At 37.9% G+C, this 26,990-nt stretch carries 25 protein-coding genes; 23 read left to right on the top strand and 2 right to left on the bottom strand.

Going from position 1 to position 26,990, the window contains the following annotated elements; translation table 11 throughout:
• The first annotated feature begins 152 nt into the window (after nt 1-152).
• The 12 genes from pgsA (at nt 153) to V7108_RS04505 (ending at nt 13,429) form a co-directional block, all read left to right on the top strand.
• Nucleotides 153-731: a CDP-diacylglycerol--glycerol-3-phosphate 3-phosphatidyltransferase gene (gene pgsA / locus V7108_RS04560; protein WP_335509419.1), complete on the top strand. Its 579-nt coding sequence runs from the start codon at nt 153-155 to the stop codon at nt 729-731.
• A gap of 18 nt (nt 732-749) precedes the next feature.
• A complete protein-coding gene (locus V7108_RS04555; protein ID WP_335567445.1) occupies nt 750-2,003 on the top strand; it encodes a competence/damage-inducible protein A in 1,254 nt (417 codons plus the stop codon).
• A 260-nt stretch (nt 2,004-2,263) separates the two neighbouring features.
• Nucleotides 2,264-3,307, top strand: a complete 1,044-nt coding sequence (recA, locus tag V7108_RS04550; RefSeq protein WP_335567444.1) for a recombinase RecA — start codon at nt 2,264-2,266, stop codon at nt 3,305-3,307.
• Between the two features lie 322 nt (nt 3,308-3,629).
• Nucleotides 3,630-5,189 carry a ribonuclease Y gene (gene rny / locus V7108_RS04545; protein ID WP_335509424.1) on the top strand — a complete coding sequence of 520 codons (1,560 nt, stop codon included), beginning with the start codon at nt 3,630-3,632 and terminating at the stop codon, nt 5,187-5,189.
• Nucleotides 5,190-5,728: 539 nt separating this feature from the next.
• Nucleotides 5,729-6,526 (top strand): TIGR00282 family metallophosphoesterase, encoded by a 798-nt coding sequence (locus V7108_RS04540; RefSeq protein WP_335567443.1) that lies wholly within the window; start codon nt 5,729-5,731, stop codon nt 6,524-6,526.
• Nucleotides 6,527-6,839: 313 nt separating this feature from the next.
• Complete coding sequence (gene spoVS / locus V7108_RS04535; RefSeq protein ID WP_003181955.1) at nt 6,840-7,100, top strand: stage V sporulation protein SpoVS; 261 nt, start codon at nt 6,840-6,842, stop codon at nt 7,098-7,100.
• A 455-nt stretch (nt 7,101-7,555) separates the two neighbouring features.
• Complete coding sequence (locus V7108_RS04530; protein WP_335517785.1) at nt 7,556-9,292, top strand: 2-oxoacid:acceptor oxidoreductase subunit alpha; 1,737 nt, start codon at nt 7,556-7,558, stop codon at nt 9,290-9,292.
• A gap of 2 nt (nt 9,293-9,294) precedes the next feature.
• On the top strand, nt 9,295-10,161 hold the full coding sequence (locus V7108_RS04525) for a 2-oxoacid:ferredoxin oxidoreductase subunit beta (RefSeq protein WP_335517782.1): 867 nt from the start codon (nt 9,295-9,297) through the stop codon (nt 10,159-10,161).
• A gap of 183 nt (nt 10,162-10,344) precedes the next feature.
• Nucleotides 10,345-11,889, top strand: coding sequence for a tRNA (N6-isopentenyl adenosine(37)-C2)-methylthiotransferase MiaB (gene miaB / locus V7108_RS04520; protein ID WP_335517779.1), 1,545 nt, complete (start codon nt 10,345-10,347; stop codon nt 11,887-11,889).
• Nucleotide 11,890: 1 nt separating this feature from the next.
• Complete coding sequence (locus V7108_RS04515) at nt 11,891-12,340, top strand: RicAFT regulatory complex protein RicA family protein (RefSeq protein ID WP_335517776.1); 450 nt, start codon at nt 11,891-11,893, stop codon at nt 12,338-12,340.
• Between the two features lie 219 nt (nt 12,341-12,559).
• Complete coding sequence (locus V7108_RS04510) at nt 12,560-13,105, top strand: outer spore coat protein CotE (protein WP_335517773.1); 546 nt, start codon at nt 12,560-12,562, stop codon at nt 13,103-13,105.
• A 123-nt stretch (nt 13,106-13,228) separates the two neighbouring features.
• On the top strand, nt 13,229-13,429 hold the full coding sequence (locus tag V7108_RS04505) for a hypothetical protein (RefSeq protein ID WP_335517770.1): 201 nt from the start codon (nt 13,229-13,231) through the stop codon (nt 13,427-13,429).
• 22 nt (nt 13,430-13,451) lie between these two features.
• Here V7108_RS04505 and V7108_RS04500 read toward each other — a convergent pair whose 3' ends face one another.
• Nucleotides 13,452-14,027: a GNAT family N-acetyltransferase gene (locus V7108_RS04500; protein WP_335517767.1), complete on the bottom strand. Its 576-nt coding sequence runs from the start codon at nt 14,025-14,027 to the stop codon at nt 13,452-13,454.
• Nucleotides 14,028-14,157: 130 nt separating this feature from the next.
• On the opposite strand from V7108_RS04500, the gene V7108_RS04495 reads away from it, so the two are divergent.
• Entirely contained in the window at nt 14,158-14,808 is a 651-nt protein-coding gene (locus V7108_RS04495; RefSeq protein ID WP_335567442.1) for a serine/threonine protein kinase, read from the top strand.
• A 27-nt stretch (nt 14,809-14,835) separates the two neighbouring features.
• On the opposite strand, the gene serC is transcribed toward V7108_RS04495, so the two are convergent.
• Entirely contained in the window at nt 14,836-15,933 is a 1,098-nt protein-coding gene (gene serC, locus V7108_RS04490; protein WP_335567441.1) for a 3-phosphoserine/phosphohydroxythreonine transaminase, read from the bottom strand.
• A 583-nt stretch (nt 15,934-16,516) separates the two neighbouring features.
• Between serC and V7108_RS04485 the strand changes: the two genes are divergently transcribed.
• The 10 genes from V7108_RS04485 to V7108_RS04440 all read left to right on the top strand — a co-directional run bounded on the left by V7108_RS04485 (nt 16,517) and on the right by V7108_RS04440 (nt 26,984).
• A complete protein-coding gene (locus tag V7108_RS04485) occupies nt 16,517-17,704 on the top strand; it encodes an MFS transporter (RefSeq protein WP_335512861.1) in 1,188 nt (395 codons plus the stop codon).
• Nucleotides 17,705-17,818: 114 nt separating this feature from the next.
• Nucleotides 17,819-18,571, top strand: coding sequence for an SDR family NAD(P)-dependent oxidoreductase (locus tag V7108_RS04480; RefSeq protein ID WP_335512859.1), 753 nt, complete (start codon nt 17,819-17,821; stop codon nt 18,569-18,571).
• 24 nt (nt 18,572-18,595) lie between these two features.
• Entirely contained in the window at nt 18,596-19,423 is an 828-nt protein-coding gene (locus V7108_RS04475) for an SDR family NAD(P)-dependent oxidoreductase (protein WP_335512857.1), read from the top strand.
• 58 nt (nt 19,424-19,481) lie between these two features.
• The gene (locus V7108_RS04470) at nt 19,482-19,628 is read left to right on the top strand and encodes a hypothetical protein (protein WP_335512856.1); all 147 of its coding nucleotides are present in this window, start codon (nt 19,482-19,484) and stop codon (nt 19,626-19,628) included.
• 100 nt (nt 19,629-19,728) lie between these two features.
• Nucleotides 19,729-22,020 carry an arylsulfatase gene (locus V7108_RS04465; RefSeq protein WP_335512854.1) on the top strand — a complete coding sequence of 764 codons (2,292 nt, stop codon included), beginning with the start codon at nt 19,729-19,731 and terminating at the stop codon, nt 22,018-22,020.
• Between the two features lie 492 nt (nt 22,021-22,512).
• Entirely contained in the window at nt 22,513-22,854 is a 342-nt protein-coding gene (locus tag V7108_RS04460) for an SPASM domain-containing protein (RefSeq protein WP_335567440.1), read from the top strand.
• 227 nt (nt 22,855-23,081) lie between these two features.
• Nucleotides 23,082-23,930: an alpha/beta fold hydrolase gene (locus V7108_RS04455; RefSeq protein ID WP_335567439.1), complete on the top strand. Its 849-nt coding sequence runs from the start codon at nt 23,082-23,084 to the stop codon at nt 23,928-23,930.
• Between the two features lie 137 nt (nt 23,931-24,067).
• On the top strand, nt 24,068-24,727 hold the full coding sequence (locus tag V7108_RS04450) for a GntR family transcriptional regulator (protein ID WP_335512588.1): 660 nt from the start codon (nt 24,068-24,070) through the stop codon (nt 24,725-24,727).
• Nucleotides 24,728-24,763: 36 nt separating this feature from the next.
• Nucleotides 24,764-25,957, top strand: a complete 1,194-nt coding sequence (locus tag V7108_RS04445; protein WP_335512589.1) for an acyl-CoA dehydrogenase family protein — start codon at nt 24,764-24,766, stop codon at nt 25,955-25,957.
• A gap of 73 nt (nt 25,958-26,030) precedes the next feature.
• Nucleotides 26,031-26,984 (top strand): VOC family protein, encoded by a 954-nt coding sequence (locus V7108_RS04440; RefSeq protein WP_335512591.1) that lies wholly within the window; start codon nt 26,031-26,033, stop codon nt 26,982-26,984.
• Nucleotides 26,985-26,990 lie beyond the last annotated feature (6 nt).

The raw sequence follows: 26,990 nt of genomic DNA, 5'->3' as shown, positions 1-26,990 counted from the left end.
TAGTTATTTTGTGCTTTAGAATTTAGTTTGCAGGCTCTTTTCTTATTAAATTTATTCTATTTTCTGTGGAAACTTAGCACAATCATTTGATTTTGTTTCAAATAGCAACAAAGTTTAAGAAAAGAGCATTAATATTACCTGGAGGCAAGAATATGAATGTACCAAATAAAATAACGATATCAAGAATACTATTAATTCCACTTTTCTTGATTATTATGCTTGTACCCTTTGATTGGGGAACCATGCATTTACTAGGGACGGACCTGCCAGTAACACATTTTGTTGGAGCATTAATCTTTATTTTTGCTGCTTCTACAGATTGGGTAGATGGCTATTACGCTAGGAAATATAATCTTGTTACAAATATGGGGAAATTCCTCGACCCGCTTGCCGATAAATTACTAGTTTCTGCAGCGCTGGTTGTCCTTGTGGAGCTTGGCTTTGCACCGTCTTGGATTGTGATTACAATCATAAGCAGGGAATTCGCTGTCACCGGTCTCCGGCTTTTATTGGTAGAGGGTGGAGAAGTGGTAGCTGCTAATAACCTCGGAAAAATTAAAACTTGGGCACAGATTATCGCAATATCAGCACTTTTATTACATAATATTATTTTTGAAATGATAGGATTTCCGTTTGATGATGTAGCATTATGGGTAGCATTAATTTTTACTATCTGGTCTGGCTGGGATTATTTCTCGAAGAATATGCATGTTTTTAAAAATTCTAAATAGAATTTGGGGTAATAGATAATGAATGCAGAAATAATTGCTGTTGGTTCTGAATTACTGCTGGGTCAAATTGTTAATAGCAATGCTCGATTTATTTCGCAACAACTTGCCGAGCTGGGGATTAATGTTTTTTTTCATACAGTAGTTGGAGATAATCCTGACCGGTTAAGTTCTGCGATTGAGATTGCGGAAAAGCGTTCAAATTTGATCATTTTTACCGGCGGGCTAGGACCGACAAAAGATGATTTAACGAAGGAAACGATTGCTCGGCATATCGGGAAAACACTTGTCATGGACCAAGAGGCACTAGAATCTATTGAACTCTATTTTAAAAAGGGAAATAGGGTAATGACTGAAAATAATAAGAAACAGGCTCTTGTTATTGAGGGCTCTACGATTCTGCCAAACCATCACGGCATGGCACCGGGCATGATGATCGGGAATGGAGATTGTCTTTATATGCTTTTACCCGGCCCGCCAAAAGAAATGGAACCAATGTTTTCTAAATTCGGGACGGCTGCTTTGTCAAAACAAGTAAAAACAGAGGAGAAAATCGTTTCTAGAGTTTTAAGGTTCTTTGGAATTGGTGAGGCGGCTTTAGAAACGGAAATCGATGATCTTATCGAGCAGCAAACAAATCCAACCATTGCCCCGCTTGCGGCGGATGGGGAATGTACCTTACGCCTTACAGCGAAGCACCGGGATTTGGATACAGCAGAGTTAATGCTGGACGAAGTAGAGGCTAATATTAATTCTCGCGTAGGGCAGTTTTTATATGGGTATAACAATACTTCGTTAGTAGCGGAACTGATGAAGGTGTTAAAAGAAAAAAATGTTACGACATCAGCAGCAGAGAGTTTAACAGGGGGATTGTTTCAAGAGGAACTTACTAGTTTCCCCGGTGTGAGTGCAGTCTTTAAGGGCGGAGTTGTTTGCTACACGAATGAGGTTAAAAAGAATGTTTTAAAAGTTAAACATGAAACGATTGAAAAATATGGGGTTGTAAGTAAAGAGTGTGCAAGAGAACTGGCTGAGAATGTTGCAGCATTGGTTTCAGCTGATATAGGAATTAGTTTTACTGGAGTTGCTGGGCCTGATGAGCTTGAAGGAAAACCTGTGGGTACAGTTTTCATTGGGATTTCAATAAAGGGAAAGCCTACAGTGGTGGAAAAACTGGAACTAGGCGGTTCAAGGGAAGCAATCCGGAGCCGTTCGGTAAAATTTGGATGTTATTATTTAATAAAGCATTTGAAGGAATCACAGAGAGCTAACTAAGCTCTCTGTGATTTTTTTATCCAATGATATTGTCTGAAAATGAGACAAAATCATAAATTGGAGAAAAAAACGAATGGAAAGAAGATAAATGTCTGGGTGAATTACCTTTTTTTACATGACTTATTGCTCTAAAAAAGTCGAATGAATGTTCGATTTTTTACTCGACAAAAGTCTTAAAAGAGGTTATATTATTAATAGGATTTAATTAAATAGATTTTGGCTATTAACTTTTTGGTTTATATATAAGGGAGGAACTAGTAGTGAGTGATCGTAAAGCTGCCTTAGAAATGGCGCTAAAACAGATTGAAAAGCAATTTGGAAAAGGCTCCATTATGAAAATGGGCGAAAAAACTGATACAAGGATTTTAACTAGTCCAAGTGGCTCGTTGGCACTTGATGCCGCACTTGGAGTGGGTGGATATCCAAGAGGAAGAATTATTGAAATTTATGGACCTGAGAGCTCTGGTAAAACAACTGTTGCCCTTCATGCAATTGCAGAAGTTCAAGCAGCAGGCGGACAAGCAGCGTTTATCGACGCCGAGCATGCGCTGGATCCAGCATATGCTCAAAAACTGGGAGTAAATATTGATGAACTATTGCTATCCCAGCCTGATACAGGGGAACAAGCACTTGAAATCGCTGAAGCACTTGTTCGAAGCGGCGCAATTGATATTCTTGTAGTCGACTCTGTTGCAGCACTAGTTCCAAAAGCAGAAATTGAAGGTGAAATGGGAGATTCTCACATGGGTCTTCAAGCTCGCTTAATGTCCCAAGCACTCAGAAAACTATCTGGTGCCATCAATAAATCTAAGACAATTGCAATCTTTATTAACCAGGTTCGTGAAAAGATTGGGGTCATGTTTGGAAACCCAGAGACAACTCCAGGTGGACGAGCATTGAAATTCTACTCCACTATCCGTGTTGAAGTACGTCGTGCAGAAGCGATAAAGCAAGGAACAGACGTGGTAGGAAACAAAACAAAAATTAAAATTGTTAAGAATAAAGTTGCGCCACCGTTCCGTACAGCTGAAGTGGATATTATGTATGGAGAAGGTATTTCTAAGGAAGGGGAAATTGTTGACATTGGCTCCGAATTAGATATCGTTCAAAAGAGTGGTTCTTGGTATTCATATAATGAAGAAAGAATTGGTCAAGGACGCGAAAATGCCAAGCAATTCTTACGAGAAAATCCAAGTGTTCGTCTTGAAATTCAACAAAAAATCCGTGAACATTTCGGATTAGATGGCGAAAAAGTCGTGACAGAATCCGCTGATGATGATGAGCAGTTTGAATTAATAGACTAAGAAATAGGAGCAAAGCCTGTTTAGGTTTTGCTCTTTTTTTGAAAAAACTTTATATTTATCCATTAAATTGTATTTTAATTCGCGGTATGCAAAATTTCCAAATTGTTAAAATTTGAACAAAGTCCAAATATTTGAAAAAGCTAACAGGAGTTACCCTTGACAATGAATATACACACATTTACAATTAAAATGTATATTTTACATTTTTGTTAATATTACAATGAAAAGCTTGGTGCTTGCTGTATATTGAACCAAACCAATGTACATGCCGACACTTAAAAAAAGTGTAAGAAAAAAGTTCATAGCAAGAGGAGGTGTAACGATGGAACCTATTACTATCATCTCCATTTTGCTTGGCATTATCGTCGGTGCCGTTGTTGGCTATTTTGTTCGTAAATCCATTGCTGAGGCAAAAATAGCAGGAGCAAAGAATGCTGCAGAGCAGATTCTTGAAGATGCAAAGCGTGATGCTGATTCATTGAAAAAAGAAGCTTTGCTAGAAGCAAAGGATGAAATTCACAAGCTTCGTACTGAAGCCGAACGTGAGGTTCGTGAACGAAGAAATGAACTGCAAAAACAAGAAAACCGTTTACTGCAAAGAGAAGAGAATTTAGATCGAAAGGATGAATCGTTAAATAAACGAGAAGTTCTATTAGAAAAGAAGGATGATTCTCTAAACCAAAGACAACAGCATATTGAACAGATGGAAAGCAAAGTGGACGAGCTGGTACGAACACAACAAACTGAACTCGAGCGTATTTCGAGTTTGACTCGTGAGGAAGCAAAGACCATCATTATCGATAAAATGGAACAGGAATTAACCTATGACACCGCGATAATGATTAAGGAAAGTGAAAACCGAGCGAAAGAAGAAGCAGACAAGAAAGCAAAGGAAATTTTATCGCTAGCAATCCAGCGTTGCGCTGCTGACCATGTTGCGGAAACGACTGTATCTGTAGTCAACCTTCCAAATGATGAAATGAAAGGTCGTATTATTGGCCGTGAAGGAAGAAATATCCGTACTCTAGAGACACTTACGGGAATTGACTTGATTATCGATGATACACCAGAGGCTGTAATTCTTTCAGGATTTGATCCAATTCGTCGAGAAACTGCCCGATTGGCACTTGAAAAGTTAGTCCAAGATGGACGTATCCATCCCGCACGCATTGAGGAAATGGTTGAGAAATCTCGTCGAGAAGTGGATGAGTATATCCGTGAAGTGGGTGAACAAACGACTTTTGAAGTTGGAGTTCATGGATTACATCCAGATCTAATCAAAATCCTTGGACGTTTAAAGTTCCGTACAAGTTATGGTCAAAATGTCTTAAAACATTCAATGGAAGTTGCACAGCTTTCGGGCTTACTAGCAGCGGAACTTGGTGAGGATGAAACGCTTGCCCGTCGTGCAGGTCTTTTACACGATATTGGAAAAGCGATTGATCACGAAGTAGAAGGCAGCCATGTTGAGATTGGAGTCGAACTTGCGACAAAATACAAGGAACATGCTGTTGTAATCAACAGTATTGCTTCACACCATGGTGATACAGAACCAACATCGATTATTGCTGTTCTGGTAGCTGCTGCTGACGCATTATCAGCTGCAAGACCAGGTGCACGCAGTGAGACTTTAGAAAACTATATCCGCCGTTTAGAAAAGCTGGAGGAAATTTCTGAGTCCTATGATGGTGTTGAGAAATCCTTTGCAATTCAGGCTGGACGTGAAGTCCGAATTATTGTAAGACCTGATGCCGTTGATGATTTAGCTGCACACCGTTTGGCTAGAGATATTCGGAAACGAATAGAAGAAGAGCTTGACTATCCAGGACATATTAAAGTAACAGTTATCCGTGAAACACGGGCTGTAGAATACGCAAAATAGAGCGATGCTTAAGCATCGCTCTATTTTTTTGGCCATGTTATTATTCATTGTTGTTATTAGTGAAGGTATGAGAATTCATAGGCGGAGAATTTCCGTCTAATGTATATGGGGAAGCAGAAGGATCAGATATAAGCGGAGATATTCCGGTTAACTGCTCTAAATATGACAAAATTCAATGATTTGGATAAAATAACCGGAAAAACTCCGCTTATTTTTAAGCAAATAGGGGTATTTTCAAATTTAGCCGGAGTTTTTCCGTTTATTTTTCTTACACAGTTGAAATCAACAGCCTAATTCAATACAGCCTTTGAAAAAGTAAGCTTACGATTAAATAAAATAAAAATGTGATACAATTATGATTAAAGGCTGTATTCTAAAGATTGTTGTTAAAATCTTAATGCCGATTTTAACGTGGAAATATCTATTTTGTCCTTTAGAATTTAGTTTATAGGCTCTTTTCTTAATAAAGTTTGTTCCAAAAATCAACATATTTTAAGAAAAGAGCCTTATTAAATATAAGCTTTGCGAAAGGAAAACAAATGAACTTATTATTTATTGGAGATGTAGTAGGCTCGCCAGGCCGTGATATGGTGAAAGAGTATGTACCAAAAATTAAGGAAAAATATCGCCCTAATTTTACGATTATTAATGGTGAAAATGCAGCTGGAGGACGGGGAATTACAGAAAAGATTTACCGAGAGTTTTTAAGCAGCGGTGCTCAGGCTGTAACCCTAGGAAACCACGCGTGGGATAACAAGGAGATTTTTGAATTTATCGAAACAGCAAAAAATATGGTACGTCCTGCAAACTTTCCAGAAGGTACTCCCGGAAAAGGGTTAGCTTTTTTTAAGGTGAATGATTTGGAAGTTGCTGTCATCAATTTGCAGGGGCGAACCTTTATGCCCCCATTAGATTGTCCATTTAAAAAAGCAGATGAATTAGTCGAAATCGCACAAGAGCGAACACCTTTTATCTTTGTGGACTTTCATGCAGAGGCTACAAGTGAAAAACAAGCAATGGGCTGGTATCTTGATGGGAGAGTTTCTGCTGTCGTAGGAACACACACACACGTACAAACTGCAGATAGTCGTGTTCTGCCAAACGGTACGGGCTATTTAACCGATGTTGGGATGACAGGTCCATATGATGGAATTCTGGGTATGGAGAGAGAAGCTGTCATCACCAAGTTTTTGACAAGCCTGCCGGTGAGGTTTGAAGTTTCAAAATCCGGTCAAAACCAACTAAGCGGTGTTTATTTGGAACTAGATAGAAAAACGGGAAAATGCAAAAAGATGGAAAGAATTTTAATAAATGAAGATAATCCTTGGTATTCATAACCTTCCAATCTTGGAAGGTTTTTCTTTTGTCCAGCTTCAGCGCCTAGGGACTCGGGGTCATAAGATAAACCGTCAAGAAGGTAAAGACCAACCTTCTCGTCGGCTTATCTTATGCCTGTCGCCCCTAGGAAAAGTTGAACTGCATTTTTCCTGGACAAGGCGCTTCCGCTTTTCTATTTTTATTGCACTTTTTTTGTCCAAGCCGGAATATGTCATTTGTAGAATGAATATAGTAGCAGTGGAAACTTATATACCTGATTTGCTCATGAAACTGCTCATGCCAGGATCGGGATTATACAAGGGGGAGCTAGGAATGGAAATATTAAAGGTTTCAGCAAAATCTAATCCTAATTCTGTAGCTGGTGCACTTGCTGGAGTTCTGCGTGAAAGAGGTGCAGCAGAAATACAGGCGATTGGTGCAGGTGCATTGAATCAAGCTGTTAAGGCAGTAGCGATTGCAAGAGGATTTGTAGCACCTAGCGGAGTTGATTTGATTTGCATCCCTGCGTTCACTGATATTCAGATTGATGGTGAAGAACGCACTGCTATTAAGCTTATTGTTGAGCCAAGATGAAAGAGATAGAATCAAAAATGTGAGACAAATGAAAAAAACAGACGTTTACCTGCTTTCACAAAAGCAGGTATTTTTATGCTCTAAATTTAAATAAATACTATTCTAGCATAGATGAAAACGTTTTCCATGATATAATAAAAACAAACAAATAGTGGGTGAATAATCAAAAAAAGTGCGTATCCATGCAGTTTAGACGCCTGCTTATTAAATCCATTAAATGTCAAATTTTAAATTATAAAAAAATATTCATATTTTAGACAATATTTTAACTGAAAGGGTTGCAATTTTTTGTTTTGAGGTCTAGAATTGTAAGCGTTTAGTACATTCTAAATTCATATTATTTAGTCTTTTAGACTTTAATAGGCTAAATTCTAGTGAATGACTTGGAAAAGTGCTACACTAATAATGATTCATAAAAAAAACCTATTTTTTACATATCCAAAGGGGTGTAAGACATGATCAATCAACTTTCGTGGAAAGTTGGCGGACAACAAGGGGAAGGTATTGAAAGTACAGGGGAAATATTTGCTATTGCATTGAATCGCCTCGGGTATTACTTGTATGGTTATCGTCACTTTTCATCTCGTATTAAAGGCGGTCATACAAACAACAAGATTAGAGTTAGCACAACTGAGGTTCGTTCTATCTCCGATGATCTAGATGTTCTTGTAGCTTTTGACCAAGAAACAATCGATTTAAATTACAAAGAACTGCATAGCAAAGGTGTAATCCTTGCCGATGCGAAATTCACTCCAAAGAAGCCGGAAGATACTGAAGCTTCATTGTATGCGGTTCCATTCACTGAGATTGCTACTGAGTTAGGTACGTCCTTAATGAAAAACATGGTAGCTATTGGTGCAACTTCAGCTGTTTTGAACCTTGATATTCAGGTGTTTGAAGAAGTAGTTCAAGAGATTTTCGGTAAAAAAGGTGCACAGGTTGTAGCTAAAAACATGGATGCCATTAAAGCTGGATTTGATTATATGAAGAAACAGCTTGTTGATGGTGTTGAAATAATGGAACTTGAAAAGGCTGACGGCAAGAAGCGTATGTTCATGATTGGAAATGACGCTATTGCATTAGGTGCCGTTGCAGCTGGATGCCGTTTTATGGCTGCATACCCAATAACACCTGCTTCTGAAATAATGGAATATTTAATTAAGAAGCTTCCTGCTCTTGGTGGTACGGTTATTCAAACGGAAGATGAAATTGCTGCGTGTACAATGGCAATCGGTGCTAACTATGCTGGTGTTCGTACTATTACGGCATCTGCTGGTCCAGGACTATCATTAAAGATGGAAGCAATTGGTCTTTCAGGTATTACTGAAACTCCACTTGTTGTTGTTGATACTCAGCGTGGCGGTCCATCTACAGGATTACCAACAAAGCAAGAACAGTCAGATTTAATGGCTATGATCTATGGCACACATGGAGAAATTCCAAAAATCGTTATTGCTCCAAGTACTGTGGAAGAGGCTTTCTATGATACAACTGAAGCATTTAACCTTGCTGAAGAATATCAATGCCCTGTAATTCTTTTAACAGACCTTCAATTATCTTTAGGTAAGCAAACAGTTGAACCTTTAGGTATGGATAAAGTGGAAATCAGACGTGGAAAGCTTGTTACAGGTGAAATTCCTGAGAATGAAAATAAAGGGTATTTCAAACGTTATGAAGTCACGCAAGATGGTGTTTCACCACGTGTTATTCCTGGTATGAAAAATGGTATTCACCATGTAACGGGTGTTGAACATGATGAAACAGGAAAGCCTTCTGAATCAGCTGTAAACAGGAACGCTCAAATGGACAAGCGATTCCGTAAAATTGAAAATATTCGTTTTAACACACCAGTGTATAAAAATGTTAAGCACGAAGAAGCTGACATTTTACTAGTTGGTTTTAATTCAACTAGAGGTGTTATTGAAGAAGCTATGGTTCGCTTAGAAAATGAAGGAATCAAGGTAAATCACGCTCATATTCGTTTGATTCACCCATTCCCATCAGACGAAGTATTACCACTTGTTCGCTCAGCAAAGAAAGTAGTTGTTGTTGAGAATAATGCTACTGGACAATTGGCAAACATTATGAAAATGAATGTTGGTCATGCTGAAAAGATTATTAAACATTTAAAATATGACGGTAATCCGTTCCTACCACACGAAGTATATACAAAATGTAAGGAGTTGTTCTAAACATGGCCACTTTTAAAGACTTTAGAAATAATGTAAAACCGAACTGGTGCCCTGGCTGTGGCGACTTCTCTGTACAAGCGGCAATGCAACGTGCAGCAGCAAATGTAGGTCTAGAGCCTGAAAACTTAGCTGTTATTTCTGGTATCGGATGTTCAGGCCGTATCTCTGGATACATTAATTCATATGGCTTCCATGGCATTCATGGACGTTCATTACCAATCGCACAAGGTGTAAAAATGGCAAACCGTGATTTGACTGTTATCGCTTCTGGTGGTGATGGAGACGGCTTTGCTATTGGTATGGGCCATACAATCCATGCGATTCGTAGAAATATCGACATTACTTATGTTGTTATGGATAACCAAATCTATGGCTTGACGAAGGGACAAACGTCACCACGTTCAGCTGCAGGTTTCAAAACAAAATCTACTCCACTTGGTTCGATTGAACAAGCAATTTCACCTATGGAGATGGCTTTAACTGCAGGTGCAACATTTGTTGCCCAAAGCTTCTCAACTGATCTTAAAGATTTAACTGCATTAATAGAAGCAGGTATTAAACATAAGGGATTCTCTTTAATTAACGTATACAGTCCTTGTGTAACTTATAACAAAGTTAATACTTATGACTGGTTTAAAGAAAATCTAACTAAGTTAAGCGATATTGAAGGATATGACCCTTCAAATCGTGAAGAGGCTATGCAAACATTAATGAAGCATAATGGATTAGTAACTGGTTTAATTTATCAAAACACAGAACGTCAATCTTATCAGGAATTAATCAATGGTTTCTCTGAAACTCCTTTATCGCAGGCTGATTTAAATCTTGACCAAGAATATTTTGATAAACTAGTTGGCGAATTCATGTAATAGTAAATAGAGTATCCCGTAGCAGATGACTACGGGATTTTCTATTGTTTTCAAGCCTTTTAAGCGTTATACTATTATAATGTGCAGAAGTGTGTTAGGGTAGTTCCTCATTCACTAGTACAGGAAAAGATTTACTTTTCATAGACAAATATTCAACTTGGTCGAAAGGAGATTTAAATACACATGAACGAAAAACAACGGTTAGAAGCTCAACAAATTGATACTGCTAATTCTTCGGACAAAAAATCCGCCAAGGATTACAGCAAGTACTTTGAGCAGGTAATTACTGCTCCTTCCCTAAAAGATGCAAAAAAACGTGGTAAAGAAGAAGTGAAATACCATAACGATTTCTCCATTCCAGAAGAGTTTCGTGGTATGGGAGAAGGGCGCAAATTCTATATCCGCACATATGGCTGTCAAATGAATGAACATGATACAGAAGTAATGGCGGGGATCTTCCTGGCTTTAGGATACGAGCCAACAGATAAGACAGAGGAAGCCAATGTTATACTTTTAAATACATGTGCAATCCGTGAGAATGCTGAAAACAAGGTGTTCGGTGAACTAGGACATTTAAAACATTTAAAGTTAGAAAAGCCAGACTTACTACTAGGAGTATGTGGATGTATGTCACAGGAAGAATCTGTGGTCAATAAAATCTTAAAAACCTATAACCAAGTCGATATGATATTTGGTACACATAACATTCACCGGCTGCCAAATATCTTAAATGAAGCCTACATGTCTAAAGAAATGGTTGTTGAAGTGTGGTCTAAAGAAGGTGACGTCATCGAAAACCTTCCGAAGGTACGACGTGGTAATATTAAGGCATGGGTTAACATTATGTATGGCTGTGACAAGTTCTGTACCTATTGTATTGTTCCATTTACACGCGGAAAAGAGCGAAGCCGCCGACCTGAAGATATTATCCAGGAAGTACGTCATTTAGCTGCACAAGGGTATCAGGAAGTCACTCTTCTAGGTCAAAACGTAAATGCCTATGGGAAAGACTTTGAAGACGTGAAGTACGGTCTTGGCGATCTAATGGATGAGTTGCGCAAAATAGATATCCCGCGTATTCGTTTTACAACGAGTCATCCACGTGACTTCGATGATCACCTTATTGAAGTCCTTGCTAAGGGCGGCAATCTAATGGATCACATCCATTTACCAGTTCAATCTGGTTCAACAGATGTGTTAAAGATTATGGCTCGTAAATATACAAGAGAACAATATTTAGAGCTAGTGTCTAAAATTAAAGCCGCGATACCGAATGTAGCATTAACTACAGATATTATCGTAGGATATCCAAATGAAACAGATGAACAATTTGAAGAAACATTATCACTTTACCGTGAAGTGGGATATGAACTAGCTTATACGTTTATTTACTCTCCACGTGAAGGTACACCTGCTGCAAAAATGGAGGATAACGTGCCTATGGAGGTAAAGAAGGAACGTTTACAGCGTTTGAATGCATTGGTTAACGAAATGTCTGCCGAAGCAATGAAAAAGCACAAAGGTCAAATTGTCGAAGTTCTAGTCGAAGGGGAAAGCAAGAACAATCCTGATGTTCTTGCCGGATATACATCTAGAAATAAGCTGGTTAATTTTGTCGCTCCTAAATCAGCCATTGGTAAAATTGTTAAGGTGAAAATTACTGACGCTAAAACTTGGTCATTAAACGGTGAAATGGTGGAAGAAGTAGAAACAGTTGAGGTGAAATAAGTTGGCTAAATATACAAAAGACGATATTATCAGTCGTGCACAAGAACTTGCACATATGATTGCAGAAACAGAAGAGGTTGATTTCTTTAAACGCGCAGAAGCGCAAATTCACGCCAATCAAAAGGTAAGTACGTTAATTTCGGATATTAAGGGATTACAAAAGCAAGCCGTTAATCTACAGCATTATGGAAAACCAGAGGCATTGAAAAAAGTAGAAAACAAAATTTCCTCTATTGAGCAGGAACTCGATGAAATTCCAGTTGTTCAAGAATTTAAACAATCTCAAATTGAAGTAAATGAGTTACTTCAGTTAATTGCCACTACAATCTCAAATAAAGTAACAGATGTCATTATTGAATCAACTGGCGGCGATGTATTAAGGGGCGAGACGGGTGCAAGTCTACAAAATGGCGGATCTTGTGGAAATCATGATCATGACCACGAGCATTAATAAAAGGAAGCTGGGCTGTTAAAGGCCTGGCTTTTTTGTTGTCTTCATTAATTAATCCTCGTTTGCGTAAAGTACATGCCTAATTGGAACCTACCTTAAACTTCCGCATAAAATGAATTATGACTAAACTTTTAACCAGTATTCACAGAAATATTTCTCACACTGGTCAAAAATCTAGCATAGGATGAAATGAAAATGAATGAGGAGGGTTCGCGCGAAATGGGAGAATACAGAGAGATAATTGTAAAGGCCGTAGTAGCGAAAGGGCGTAAATTCACCAATTCCAATCATACGATCAGCCCGGCACATAGTCCAACCAGTATACTAGGCTGTTGGATTATCAACCATAAATACAACGCGAAAAAAGTCGGCAAAACTGTTGAAATACACGGCTCTTATGATATCAATGTTTGGTACTCATATAATGATAATACCAGAACAGAAGTCGTAACAGAACGTGTACAATATACAGATGTCATCAAGTTAAAATATCGAGATCATGATTGCTTGGATGACAATGAAATCTGTGCGAAAGTGGTGCAGCAGCCTAATTGTTGTGAAGCAGTTATCTCCCCAAATGGAAATCGCATCATTGTTCATGTTGAAAAGGAATTCTTAGTGGAGGTCATTGGTGAAACAAAGGTATGTGTCGCCGTTAATCCAAAGGGTTGCCATGATGATGACAATGATTGGGGAATGGATGTAGACGACGAAGAATTTGAGGAATTAAACCCAGATTTCTTACTCGGAGTTGAAGAAGAATAAACACACTAGGAAGTCTTTACTTCCTAGTTTTTTCTTTTTGTTTCTTTTATAATGGAACTAGAATGAAAAGATGTATGATACAAAACAAAAATCAGCAACCTATTTTTAGGAGGTGTCATCGAAATGGAGCCAAGACAACCTGGAAATAATAAAATGCCTGATTTTCAACAATTAAACGACAGAATAATTGCTGAAGAGTCCTCGGAACCTCGTTTAATTATCAAGACAAACCTTGACCCACAGGATTCAACAGAAAACAACCCTTATTACCAAGGAAAAGAAACAAGTAATCCAAAAGCCTTTAGAGATTATTTTGAAGAATAAAGCCAGGATCTACCTGGCTTTTTTAATGGACTTCTACACCTAAAGATTCAGCTGTAAGCAGTTCCCATTCACCCTTAAGTAAAGAAAACATACTCGTTGTATGAAAGGAGTTGTTTTGAAGCAAATAATCACGCAATACCCCTTCTTTTTTGAATCCTAACTTTTCAAGAAGATTACTTGAAGCCTCATTTTCTAGATATACCACAGCACCGATGCGGTTTAATTCTAACTCAAGATAGCTATACCGCAAAACTTCTTTTATAGCTTCAGTAGTGTAGCCTTTTCTCCAATATGAGGGATGGATTTCATAGCCAATTTCAGCTTTTTTATTTTTAAGCTGTAATCCATTTAAACCTAAGGTTCCGATAAATTGGTTATTTTCCTTGATGACGATTCCCCATCGCATAGCACGTTTTTCGTAAATGTTTTTCTGGAACAAGTCAATTAACTTTTTAGCATCCTCGATAGAAGTCAATCTGTCAGTACCGTAATATCTGATAACCTCATCTAATGATAAAATTTCAAATAAGCTTTCAGCATGTTTTCGAGTAATTTCAATTAACTTTAATCGCTTTGTTTCTAAAATTGGAACTACCATACTAAACACCTCTTCTTAAGTAGGTAATATACTTTTAGTAAAAAAAGAATATTTTCTCTATTCTTAGTGTATATGAGATGTATACTAAAAGGAAAGTAAGAATTATTTGTGTTTGTTTTGAGGGGTGCGCATGAAAATTGAGAAATATACGAAATTAATTGGAACCGAATTACTGCCTAATATCCAACTTTCAACAGAAGGTCCATTTGAACCCATTATTGTAAAAAATTCCTCAGATAGCTGGAAAACAATAGGAAGCGGGAATTATGCAGGTGTATTTTTACATCGGTCAAACCCCAAGTGGGTTGTGAAGGTGTATGGAAGAAAACCCGAGGATTTAAAAAAAGAAGTTGAGGTTTATAAAAAACTAGGGAGTCATCCATCCTTTTCTTCTTTAATTGATTATGGAGATAATTATTTGATTTTAAAACGGATAGATGGTGTGAATCTGTTCGATGCTGTCGTAAAAGGAATCCGTATTCCAGAGTCGGTTATACACGATGTGGATGAGGGGATTGCCTATGCAAGGTCGGTTGGATTAAACCCATTTGATGTACACGGGAAAAATGTAGTGATGAGCAATGGGAGAGGGTATATCGTCGATGTTTCAGATTTTTATAAACAGGGTAAATGCAAAAAGTGGGATGACTTAAAAAAGGCTTATTACAAATTTTATTTACCTTTTATCTATAAATATAATATTTCTATTCCATTCTTTATCGTTAACAATGTAAGAAGAGGATATCGTTTGTTTAGAAAAATAAAAAAGGGAAGTATATAAAATTATATTCTTCCCTTTTTTCGTTCCTTATTGATTAGCATTTTGAAATTGTATCATAAATTCACTAAAAGCCTTACACGTTTCGTACGGTACAGCATTGTAGGTGGATGCCCGGCAGCCACCAACGGATCGATGACCGTTTACACCAACAAAACCTTCCTTCTTCGCTTCTGCTAAGAATTTCTTCTCCAATTCCTCATTACTTACCCGGAAGGTAATATTCATAAGAGAACGGCTCTCAACCTCAGCATGACCAACATAAAATCCATTGCTTTGGTCAATCGCGTCATAGATAACTTTTGCTTTTTCTTCATTTCGATTGGTAAGAGCATTTATTCCGCCTAACTCTTTAATCCAGCTTAAAACTTCACCAAGCATATAAATGCCAAATGTCGGAGGAGTATTATATAAAGAGTTGTTTTTTGAATGAGTGCTGTATTTTAACATAGTTGGAATTGCTGGATTTCCTTTTTCAATTAAATCCTTCCGAATAATTGCAACTGTAACACCAGAAGGTCCAAGGTTCTTTTGAGCTCCTGCATAAATTAAGGAAAATTTGCTGACATCAAACGGCTTAGACAAGATATCACTAGACATATCCGCGATTAGTGGTACATCCCCTGTATCCGGGAAGTCCTTCCATTGAGTACCATAAATAGTATTATTGGATGTAAGATGGATATAGGCATCAGTCGGATTGTATTGTAATTCATCAAATTGAGGAATTTTGCGATATTGACCATCCTTGGTGCTGGCAACATGATACGGATTCCCAAATAATTTAGCTTCATCAAATGCTTTTTCAGACCAAGAACCAGTCATAATGTAACCTGCTTTTTCTCCTGGTTTTAAAAAGTTCATTGGAACCATTGAAAACTGAAGACTGCCTCCTCCTTGCAGAAAAAGTACCTCATAATTCTCAGGAATTGATAACAGTTCTTTAAGAAGTGCAATAGCATGATTATGTACTTCTTCATAGGCTGCACTACGGTGGCTCAGCTCCATGATAGACATACCAGTACCGCGGAAATCAATTAATTCCTGATTCGCTTTTTCTAGAACAGCAAGTGGAAGAGCAGAAGGACCGGCATTAAAATTGTATGCGCGCTGTATAAGTGAATTCATTTTCTCACTCCTAAATTTCATTTATTAGAATATAACATATTTTCTATTATTTTAAATGAGAATACGTAAAAAAAATTAATGTTTTTTACGTATTTTATTGAATGCGTTTACATTCTAAACAAAACGCCACTTTGTCTATTTTATTATTTTGATATAGTGTATCGCTATACTTGATAATAAAATTACAGATTACGAATACAATCTGACCTTCACAATTTGATGAATCCAAAAAATTAGCTAAAAAACGTTGGAATTCCAATGTTTTTTTTGTTTTATTAAGGATAATGTATCAATAATTATTCGGAATTTAAAAAATATTATGAAAATATTGACAAGCATATTTTGCAATTGTAGAATTACAGTTAGCAAAAGAAAGCGCTCTTTTTACGGTTTTCACCGGTAAAAACGTAAAAAGTAGAAAATTAAAATTTTAGTACTTATTAAACTAAAATTTTAGCATGTTGTTATTGCTGGCCACAATGGCAACAAAGAAATTATTCAATTGTAAATAAAAACGGTTTCACGCATCTTATTTACTCGGTTTAAATAAAGATGTTAATACAAAATAAGGGGAGGATAAAAAATGACAAAAAATATCAGTAAAAATATGCTTAAATTTTTGGTCGTCATTCTAGCTTTCCAGGATGTAGCTGCAGGTGTAGCCGGTTCTATCATGGCGGATATTATTAAAGCATTTCCTGAGTACGATCCCACGATTGTCATGCTGGTTGCTACTTTCCCAGGATTAATTCAAATTGTCCCAGCACTTTTTTATGGAAAACTTACAAAAGCGTTTAAAAAGAAAACACTATTATTGGTTGGTTTGACTTTATTTATTGTTGGGGGAACCCTCCCTACATTTATTGATAGCTTACCATTAATTATTGCAATGAGAGGACTTCTTGGGCTTGGTGTAGGGATAACAATGCCATTATCGATAGATGTTATCACGGATTTCTTTGAGGGCAGGGAAAGAGATTTCCTCATCGGGTTTGGAACTTCCACGATTGCTTGTATTGGAGCGATTTTCTTCCAATTAGGCGGTGGTATATTAGCAGATTCCTTTGGCTGGCAATATGGATTCCTAACTTACCTTTTCCCAATTTGGATACTGGCGATTACCATGTTATATCTACCTGAACCTAAGAAGAAACAGCAAACAGAAGCAAAAACTAACGCTAAGGTTAAGCTGCCTAAAGCAATCTATTGGGTATGCTTAGGACAGGTATTTTATTCAGGGCTAATTTTTGGTTATGTTACAAACATTTCTGTTGTTATTCAAGGTGATCAATTAGGCAATGCGACTGAGGCTGGTTTGGCTATATCGGTATTCACATTTGGAACACTGTTGGCTGGGATGGCGTTTGGAAAAATTAAACATGCACTACCAAACTTCTACCTTCCAGTCGGAGTTTTAGTGACTGGTTTAGGTATGGCCATCTGTTATTATTCACCAACATTAACCATGATTTTTATTGGTAGTGTTATCGGCGGCTTTGCAATGGGAATTGGAATTCCTGGTGTTTTTACTAAAGTTTCGGAACTTACTCCTGTCGGTGCACCTCCGCAAGTAGGTTTAGTTGTAGTAGGTCAGGGATTAGGCGGTATCTTAGGACCATTTGGATTTCAAGTTGTCCAGAATATTTTCAATCAAGATATTGGTCGATTCCCATTAGCCATTAGTGCAGTAGGATTAATTATTTTGGCCCTGATTTGGGCGGTAACCGTAAAGAAACCGAACAGGGATTTAGAGGTTACGTTAAACTCATAAACAACTATTTAAAATTGAAGACATCTCATTCTTTTTACTTTAGTGAATTAATTTATTCACTATTAATTAATTGAAAGAGGTGTCTCTATTTTTAAAGAGAAAGGGGAGATTAAGGTGGAAAGTATTATAAAACGACTTAAAAATAAAGTTGCTATTGTTACTGGCAGTACTTCTGGAATAGGTGAAGCAACTGCTAAACTATTTGCAGCTCAAGGAGCTAAAGTTGTTGTATCAGGAAGAAGGAAAGAAAAAGGAGAAAAAGTGGTTGAAGCCATACATAGACAGGGTGGAGAAGCCATTTTTATTCACGCAGATATGATGGAGGATGAACAAATTGAAAACCTTGTGGCGGCAACTTTAGAAACATATGGCCAAATTGATATTCTGGTAAATAACGCTGGGAGAATTATTGAAAAACCATTTGTAGAATTTACAAAAAATGATTGGAATGAATTCGTTACACTAGATGCATACTCCTATTTCCGTACAATGCAGCTTGTACTCCCTCATATGGAGAGCAGGAAGACTGGAAATATTGTGAATGTAACGTCTTTAGCGGCTTTAGCTGTCATGCCAACCCATGCTCTCTATAGTTTTGTGAAAGCAGGAGTAACGCATATGTCGAAGGTAGTGGCAGCGGAATATGCAGGTAAAGGCATTAGAGTGAACTCCTTATTACCAGGGGTCGTATATACGGATATGATTGCGGATAATCCAAATACACCGAATATGGAAAAAATTATTCCAATGGGCAGAATGTCAACCCCTGAGGAACAAGCTAAAACGTTATTATTCCTTGTATCTGATGAGTCTTCCTATATGACAGGTACGTCCATCGTTTCTGACGGCGGTGTGAGAGGAATCTAACAAACAAAATATGGGGGAATGAAGATGTTATTAAAAGATAAGGTTGCGATTGTTACTGGTGGTGCAAAGGGTATGGGTGAAGCGATATGTATAAGATTTGCTGAGCAAGGTGCCAGGGTTATTATAGCTGACCTTGATTTTGAGCTTGCGATGAAAGTTGCTTCTAACATTAATTCGTTGGGTGGCCAAGCACGTGCCTACAATCAAGTTGATGTAACGGACACTGCCACGATTAAGGGTGTGGCCGATGCAACAATTGAGGAATTTGGAAGAATTGATATATTAATTAATTGTGCGGGTGGAACCTTTGGCGCAAACGGTACCAGTGAGAATATTAATATGAAAGATTGGAATAAAACAATCGAGTTAAATCTAAATGGCACCTTAAACCCGATTATGGAAGTTTTACCGCATATGAAAAAACAAAACTATGGAAAAATCGTAAACTTTTCCTCTATGGGAGCCTTTAATGCCTATACAGTGGTATTGCACTATCATGCTGCAAAAGGCGCGGTCGAGAGTTTAACTCATAATCTTGCATTCGAACTAGCCCCACTTGGTATTCATGTAAACGTGATATCACCTGGGCCTATTATGACTCCATTTTGGGATGAACTCATGCCGCCGGGTCCAGAGAGAGATCAGTTTACGGATGCTCTTTCTAAAAAAGAAGTTCCAATGCAAAGAATGGGGACGCCTGAAGATATTGCAGGAGTCTGTTTGTTTTTAGCATCTAGTTTATCTGATTATGTAACCGGCCAGAAAATTAATGTTGGCGGAGGTATGGGGAACATCATTTCACATAATTCTACTTTCCTTTCATCAGATGAAAATAAACAAGTGAATAAATAGTAAGACTTGGATATATGTAACATTTTAACGAAGCATTTGATAGAAAAGAAGAATGATAGTGACTAGATTAAAAGGAAAGGTAGCAATCATTACCGGGCCTGTAGAAGTTGCGCTTGCAAATGAAGCTGTTAGAAAGAATCTAATGGATCAACTTCCACTACAAAGATTTGGGAAGGTAGAGGATGTTGGATACGGTGTTTTATAGCTGGCTTCAGACGAATCTGCATTTGTGACGGGCTCCGAATTAGTAATTGATGGCGGCACTATGGCTGGTGCTAGACTTACTGAATAGAGGGGGAAACACGTTGGATAACCGATTAAAAGTATTGAATAAATCTCCATTTCAAAAGTTAACCGTATTGGCGTCTGCCTTGGCATTATTATCAGGATGTTCATATAAGAACTTTATGGAGCAGGAAGTAAAAGCAGAAACAAATAAAACAAATGTACAGAATAATAAAGGGACGCAGAAGGAGGGGGAAGACTCTTCGAAACCAAATATCGTTTATATTGTATTAGATGATTCAGGGTTTTCCGACCTTGGAAGTTATGGTTCCGAAATCCAAACACCCAATCTAGATTGGTTAGCGGAGAACGGGCTGCGCTACAACAATTCTCATGTTACACCAGTTTGTTCACCAACCCGTGCTGCTTTATTAACAGGGCGCAATCCTCATGATATTGGAATGTCTACTGTGGCCAATTTTGATATGGGTCCAGAATATCCGAATAAACGAGGACGAATCTATCCTGAGGCTGGCACAATAGCCGAGGTACTTAAAGAGGAAGGCTACAATAGCTATACATTAGGGAAATGGCACCTAGCACCATCTCATCAGTTAACTCCTGCCGGTCCATATGAAAACTGGCCGCTTGGGAAAGGCTTTGATCGGTTCTACGGAATACTAGAAGACTCTAGTGATCAATATAGGCCAGAGCTTGTTCAGGATAATAGTTTTATTGATGTCCCGGAAAAGGAGAACTATCATTTCTCGGAGGATATCGTTAACAAAGCCAATCAGTATGTTACCGATCATGCATCTGTGAACCCAGAAATGCCCTTTTTCTTGAATTTAGCGTTTGGCGCCCAGCATCAGCCTGTTCAGGTGCCGCAGAAATACATTGATATGTACAATGGAAAATACGATGAAGGCTGGGATAAAATCCGGGAACAAAGGTTTAAGAAGCAAAAAGAACTAGGAATTATTCCAGAAGATGCCGTGCTTGCACCGCTTAACCCAGGAGTGAAACCATGGGACCAACTTACGGAAGTCGAAAAAGAAACGTTCACACGATTCCAGGAAACTTATGCTGGTTTTTTAACGCATACAGATGAACAAATTGGCCGATTTATTGATAATCTGCGTTCTGTTGGAGAATTGGATAATACGATGATTGTCTTTTTATCCGATAATGGAGCAAGTTCAATGGGCAAGGCTACAGGTTCGATAAATCATACAATGGCCTACAACGATATGCCGGAAACACTCGACTATGTGGTCGAAAATATTGATAATTTTGGAACGGATAAAGCAAAAGTTGAATTTCCGGCTGGCTGGGCTCAGGTAAGTAACACTCCATTTAAATTATATAAGTCAACAATGTATGAAGCTGGAATCAGAACACCGCTGATTGTATATTATCCGAAAGGCATTAAGGATAAAGGGGAAATCCGAGATCAGTATGTTCACGTAAGTGATATCACGCCGACTGTCTATGATATAGCCGGAATAGAATTGCCGCAAGAAATAAAGGGAGTAAAACAAATACCGCTTCAAGGTGAGAGTTTTGCTGAAACATTTGAAAATGCAAAAGCTCCTGGTAAGAAAACCCAATATTTCGAAAACAATGGGCAGCGTGCCATGTACCATGATGGCTGGAAAGCAATCGCTCGTCATACAAAAGGACAGCCGTACGAAAATGATGTTTGGGAACTTTATCATTTAGCTGAAGACCCTTCTGAAACAAATAACCTGGCAGCAAAAGAGCCAAAAAAATTAAAAGAACTTCAAAATTTATGGGATAAAGAGGCAAAGAAATATGATGTTATCCCGATGACTGACATAATGGGTGACGGGTTTTTAGTTATGCCTAGTGATTCTAATCGTAATCGTAATACCTTCACCTTCTATCCCGGCATGTCACTGCTGCCAGAAGGGGCAGCACCCTTTATCATAAACCGTCCATATTCGATTACAGTTCCAATTAATCGGGAAAGCTCTTCTAATGAAGGGGTACTAGTGGCACTAGGAAACTATGAGGGCGGTTATACCCTTTATATTAAAGATAACAAACTAGTTTATGAGTATAACATAGGGACAAAAGTTTATCGGATTGAAGCTGTTGCTCCTAATGGCCAATCAACCATTAAATATGAGTTTACCCCTACCGGACTTCACAAAGGAACAGGCAGTCTTTATATTAACGGGGAGAAAACAGGAGAAGTCACGATCGATCAAACTCATAAATTTAAAATAAGTTTTGAAGGATTGGACATCGGTAGAGATACACATTATCCTGTGAGTCCAGCTTATGAAAATGAAGGGGAATTTAAATTTTCGGGGGAACTCGAAAAAGTGGTTTACGAACTAAAATAAAAAATTTAGGGTCCAGGAAAAGTAAAAAAGCCAGTAACATCCATCTGTGTTACTGGCTTTTATTTTAAAGAAACGAGGGTTGAAAAAATGGAGATAACGAAAACCCAAACAAAAGGCTTTCATATTCTAGCGAAACCATCTGGCCCTATTTGTAACCTCGATTGCCAGTACTGCTTTTATACAGAAAAAGAAGCTTATTGAGGCGATAAGACTTGGGCTCCGTCATGCCGCCCCACCTTCTGTAAAACAGGAAGAAGCCCAGAAAGAGGTTTCCAGCTGGACCGTAGAATCAGAAAAATATGGAGACTTTCTTATTGCTATTTTCGATGAGTGGGTCAGAAAAGATGTTGGTAAAATCCATGTAATGAACTTTGAGCACGCTATAACCTCATGGTTAGGACTTCCTGCCCTTCCACATGTTTTTTTGCTGAAACATGTGGAAGGGCAGGAATTGTTGAACACAATGGTGATGTTTATCCCTGTGATCACTTTATGTATCCAGAATATAAGCTGGGCAATATTTTTGATGACACGTTTAATGAGATGATTGATTCAAATAAGCAACTGGCGTTCGGAGAAAATAAGAAAACATCACTTCCAAAATACTGCCAAACCTGTGAAGTTCGTTTCGCTTGCAATGGAGAATGCCTAAAACAACGCTTCCTATTAACACCCGATGGTGAACCAGGGTTAAACTACTTGTGTGCAGGTTACAAAAAATACTTCCACCATATTCATAGATATATGAAGGTAATGGTACAACTAATTGAAAATGGTTTGCCTGCCGCTGAAGTTATGGAGGTCATAAAAAGACCGCTTATTGTTAAAAGATGATCCATTCAAAAAATCAGATTTAAAAGATTTAACTGGAGTAAAAAACGAAATAAAAAATATTTAGAATTAATTGACAAAATAGAAAACGGCAGGTAAAATTACAGTAGATTAATGAAAACGCTTTTTTAATAGTTTAACACTGTTTAGATGGTGTAAATGAAGAGACTAAAATTTTAGTTGGGAAATTTTAGTTAAAAATTCATTTTAGAAAGAGAGGGTAATGAAAAATGGCTGAAGTTATAAAAAGAAAAATTCAAACCGGAAACTATCAAACTCTTATTAATGAAGCTGGAGATAGTAGATCATCAGAAACCATTATATTTCTACACGGCAGTGGGCCAGGAGTAAGCGGAGAGTCGAATTGGAAAGAGATCTTACCTCGTTTTCAAGAGAAATTCCATGTGGTAGCACCAGATATTTTTGGTTTTGGAAATACAGATCATCCTGAAGAATATCCACAAAATGGCGCAGAGTGGATGAATATTCGGGTTAACCAAGTGCTTTCATTAATGGATGCATTAGAAGTTAAAAAAGCCCATTTAGTTGGAAATTCCTTAGGCGGTGTGATTGCACTTCACCTTCTCATGTACGCACCAGAAAGATTCGACCGCGTAGTTTTAATGGGAGCAGGAGGCGGTTTGAAAGAACCTACCCCAGAACTTGCTAAATTAGCAAATTTCCATAAAGATCCTAACCCTGTTGCATTTAAAAATTTATTGAGCTGGTTCTTATATGATAAGAGTATTCTAGAAGATAAATTGGAGAAAATCGTTGCAGAACGTTTAGAACTATTCTTAAGACCTGATGTGCGCAAATCTTATTTAGAAAATTTCTCAAAATCACATTTATCTGATATGCTCGTACCTCCTTCTGCACTTAAGCAAATGGAAAATGAAATGCTGCTCATTCATGGTCACCAGGATCGATTTGTACCGATTGAAAGCAGTCTTTACGTAATGGACTATTTACCAAATGCACAGCTACATATTTTCAAGCGTTGTGGACACTGGGCACAAGTAGAGCAAAAGGAAAGATTTATCAAACTAACATATGATTTTTTCAGCGGTGAAATTTAAAAATAGTTCATTAAATGAAAGTTAAAAGGTGATACACCGTTGATCTCACTTTTCTCCTATAATATGGTAGACTCACTGAGTAAATACTAATATTATAGGGGTAACAAAACAAATTGAGAATTGAAGGGTGTATTTAGATGAAAATAGATCAGGCATATCGCTATATTAAAAGACAAATTATTGATGGAGTTTGGAAACCTGAAACCGTAATCAATGTCAATGAAGTGACCGAGTATTTAAAAATGAGTAGAACCCCTGTACACAAGGCTTTGACAAAACTTTCGGAGGAAGGCTTTTTATCTATCATTCCCCAAGTTGGCGTGTTTGTAAAAAGACCAGAAACGGAAGAAGTACTGGAACGATTATTGGTTTGTGCGAATTTGGATGCCTTATTGACAGAACATGCTGCAAAAAAAATTACCGACCAGGAACTTTCTCAATTGTTTCAAACATTGACAAAGATGGATAATCTAGAAATCTCCGAAGAAGAGTACGCCAACCTCAACATAGAATTTCATTCAATCATTTATAGGGCCGCTAAGTTGTCGTTTACGTTTAATCTTGCAAATCAGTTATGGGATTACTTAAATTATGTTGGGAATCCAGAAATGTTATTTACACGTGATCGTAGAAAACAATCACAGGCGGAGCACTGGTTAATTTATTATTGCTTAAAAGAGGGCGATACTAAACTAGCAAAAAAGCTAACGGAAAAGCATTTAATGCGAATTGCAGAAAGTGTCAGCGTGAAATATCAGAGAATGGATTCGACTGAGGAAGTGGTTAACGAAAGTTAACCTGGTGTGACAAACCATTTTACGGGAGGTCTTTTTATGAACCAAAGTGTATTGGAAACGAAAAATGAATTAGTGGATAGAGCAAGGGCTCTTATTCCTAAACTGCGTGAGTTTAGTCAAGATATTGATAAAAATAGTAGAATACCAGATGAGATTGTTGAGGACTTGAAAAACAATGGACTCTTGAAAGTACTTCGGCCGCATATGTTTGGCGGCTATCAGACAAACATGAGGGCGTTTACCGAGGTGGTTACAGAAATTTCCCGCGGCAATGGCTCAGCAGGCTGGTTCGTATGTCTCAGTAATATTCGTGATTATATGATTTCCTATACCTTTGGTGATAAAGCCTTAAATGAAATCTATAATGGTGGCAAAGACCCCGTGTTGGCTGGAAACTTTAAGCCTATTAAGTGCAATATCAAAAAGGTTGAGGGCGGATATTTTGTTGAGGACGCCCAGTGGCCATTTGTTTCTGGAAGCCCTCATGCAGACTGGTGCTACTTTGGTTTTCCATTAGCAGATGAAAATGGCGGTATGGAAATGGCCATTATGGTCATACCACGCGAGGAATTAGAAATTATTGATGATTGGCATGTTATGGGATTAAAAGGATCTGGCAGTAATAGCTGCAGAATACAAAATGTTTTTGTTCCAGAACATCGTGTATCACTGGACCGGTTAGCGAGCAAAGGTCATTATCTAATTGATCCGCTAAAAGATGTTTCATTATATAGATCCTCCTTTGTACCTTCCCTTACACTATCAATTGTAGGGCCAGCATTAGGGCTCGCGAAGGCTGCTATGGATATCTATATGGAAAGGCTTCCGAAGGCTGGAATTGGAAACACCTTCTATGCTAAACAAAATGAGGCACCTATTACACATCACCAAGTTGCCCAAGCTCAGTTGAAAATCGATTCCGCTGAAATGCATTTATATCGTGCTGTGGATAAAATTGATAGCTATGCTGAACGCGGGGAGGTTATGGATACTGCTGAAATTGTAAAGGTGAAGGCAGATTTTGGGTATGTAAATCAATTATGTAAAGAAGCAATCGATCTTTTAGTTGCAGGAGTCGGCTCCATGTTTACCTATCATAATAATCCTTTACAGTTAGTTTATCGTGATTTTTTTGCAATGCATTTACATGGTTTTATTACACCTTCGAGTTTGATTGAAACATATGGAAGAGTCTTATGCGGTCAAGAGCCAAATACTTATTTTGTTTAATTACGTATTATTCAAAATGAAAGGGCTTTCTAGTTTCTAAATATTTAAAAAACAATATATAGGAGGGGTAAACATGAGTTTACCAGAAATCGCAAAGTTAGGTCACGTAGCGTTAGTTTCAGCAGATCTTGAAAAGTCCCTTTGGTTTTTTAAGGAATTAATCGGTTTAGAAGAAACTGAGGTAGTAAATGGCACTCACTATTTACGTGCTTGGGGAGATTTTGAACACCACACACTCTCCATTACTGCTGGAGAAAAATCTCATGTGGATCATATCGCTTGGAGAACGAAACGTCCGGAAGATGTAGAGCAATTTGCCAGCCTTCTCAAACAAGCTGGTACAGAAGTTAAGTGGGTAGAAGCTGGAGAAGAAGCTGGTCAGGGCAGGGCCATTCGTTTTAAATTACCTAGCGAACATCGCTTTGAACTTTATTATGATATGGAAAAAACATTAGCAGAACCTTCTAAGCGATCAGTGTTAAAGAATCAGACCTATAAATCTTGGGCAAAAGGCTGTTCACCGCGAAGAATTGACCATGTTAATATTCTATCATCATTAAAGGCGAATGTTATTTCAGATTACTTAATGGAGAAACTTGGATTTAAAATGAGAGAATGTGTTCAGGCTCCAGATGATTCCTTGCTTGGTGCTTGGTTAAGTGTAACACCTCTTGTTCATGATATTGCAGTCAGCCATGACCCGTTCTCACCATCAACGCATCAGATTCATCACTTGTCTTACTGGCTTGACAATGCCCAAGACCTTCTACGAGCTGCAGATATCTTAAGTGAGCATGGACTCAAGTTTAAAGGTCCTGGTAAGCACGGTATTTCCCAAGCGATGTATATATACGTTGTCGACCCAGGCAGTGGGGTACGCGTAGAATTATTCACGAATGGTTATTTAATCTTTGAACCAGATTGGGAGCCAATTGTCTGGACTTTAGATGAAATGGATGTTGGTTTTACGTTCTGGGGAGATCAAACTGACACCTTACCAGAAAATAATCCAACGATTGAAGCTTAATAGATT

Source organism: Neobacillus vireti (genome assembly GCF_036962345.1).
Classification (GTDB): Bacteria; Bacillota; Bacilli; order Bacillales; family Cytobacillaceae; genus Neobacillus; species Neobacillus vireti_A.
The sequence above is the reverse complement of the archived record's forward strand: the minus strand, read 5'-3'. Positions and strand labels throughout refer to the sequence as shown.

Excerpts from the sequence above, each read along its gene's own strand:
- V7108_RS04460 (WP_335567440.1), top strand. The coding sequence starts at position 22,513 with ATGTATCCAGAATATAAGCTGGGCAATATTTTTGATGACACGTTTAAT.
- V7108_RS04540 (WP_335567443.1), top strand. The coding sequence starts at position 5,729 with ATGAACTTATTATTTATTGGAGATGTAGTAGGCTCGCCAGGCCGTGAT.
- spoVS (WP_003181955.1), top strand. The coding sequence starts at position 6,840 with ATGGAAATATTAAAGGTTTCAGCAAAATCTAATCCTAATTCTGTAGCT.
- pgsA (WP_335509419.1), top strand. The coding sequence starts at position 153 with ATGAATGTACCAAATAAAATAACGATATCAAGAATACTATTAATTCCA.
- V7108_RS04500 (WP_335517767.1), bottom strand. The coding sequence starts at position 14,027 with ATGGTAGTTCCAATTTTAGAAACAAAGCGATTAAAGTTAATTGAAATT.
- V7108_RS04510 (WP_335517773.1), top strand. The coding sequence starts at position 12,560 with ATGGGAGAATACAGAGAGATAATTGTAAAGGCCGTAGTAGCGAAAGGG.
- V7108_RS04475 (WP_335512857.1), top strand. The coding sequence starts at position 18,596 with ATGTTATTAAAAGATAAGGTTGCGATTGTTACTGGTGGTGCAAAGGGT.
- V7108_RS04495 (WP_335567442.1), top strand. The coding sequence starts at position 14,158 with ATGAAAATTGAGAAATATACGAAATTAATTGGAACCGAATTACTGCCT.
- V7108_RS04445 (WP_335512589.1), top strand. The coding sequence starts at position 24,764 with ATGAACCAAAGTGTATTGGAAACGAAAAATGAATTAGTGGATAGAGCA.
- rny (WP_335509424.1), top strand. The coding sequence starts at position 3,630 with ATGGAACCTATTACTATCATCTCCATTTTGCTTGGCATTATCGTCGGT.
- serC (WP_335567441.1), bottom strand. The coding sequence starts at position 15,933 with ATGAATTCACTTATACAGCGCGCATACAATTTTAATGCCGGTCCTTCT.
- miaB (WP_335517779.1), top strand. The coding sequence starts at position 10,345 with ATGAACGAAAAACAACGGTTAGAAGCTCAACAAATTGATACTGCTAAT.
- V7108_RS04440 (WP_335512591.1), top strand. The coding sequence starts at position 26,031 with ATGAGTTTACCAGAAATCGCAAAGTTAGGTCACGTAGCGTTAGTTTCA.
- V7108_RS04555 (WP_335567445.1), top strand. The coding sequence starts at position 750 with ATGAATGCAGAAATAATTGCTGTTGGTTCTGAATTACTGCTGGGTCAA.
- V7108_RS04455 (WP_335567439.1), top strand. The coding sequence starts at position 23,082 with ATGGCTGAAGTTATAAAAAGAAAAATTCAAACCGGAAACTATCAAACT.
- V7108_RS04485 (WP_335512861.1), top strand. The coding sequence starts at position 16,517 with ATGACAAAAAATATCAGTAAAAATATGCTTAAATTTTTGGTCGTCATT.
- V7108_RS04530 (WP_335517785.1), top strand. The coding sequence starts at position 7,556 with ATGATCAATCAACTTTCGTGGAAAGTTGGCGGACAACAAGGGGAAGGT.
- V7108_RS04525 (WP_335517782.1), top strand. The coding sequence starts at position 9,295 with ATGGCCACTTTTAAAGACTTTAGAAATAATGTAAAACCGAACTGGTGC.
- V7108_RS04450 (WP_335512588.1), top strand. The coding sequence starts at position 24,068 with ATGAAAATAGATCAGGCATATCGCTATATTAAAAGACAAATTATTGAT.
- V7108_RS04505 (WP_335517770.1), top strand. The coding sequence starts at position 13,229 with ATGGAGCCAAGACAACCTGGAAATAATAAAATGCCTGATTTTCAACAA.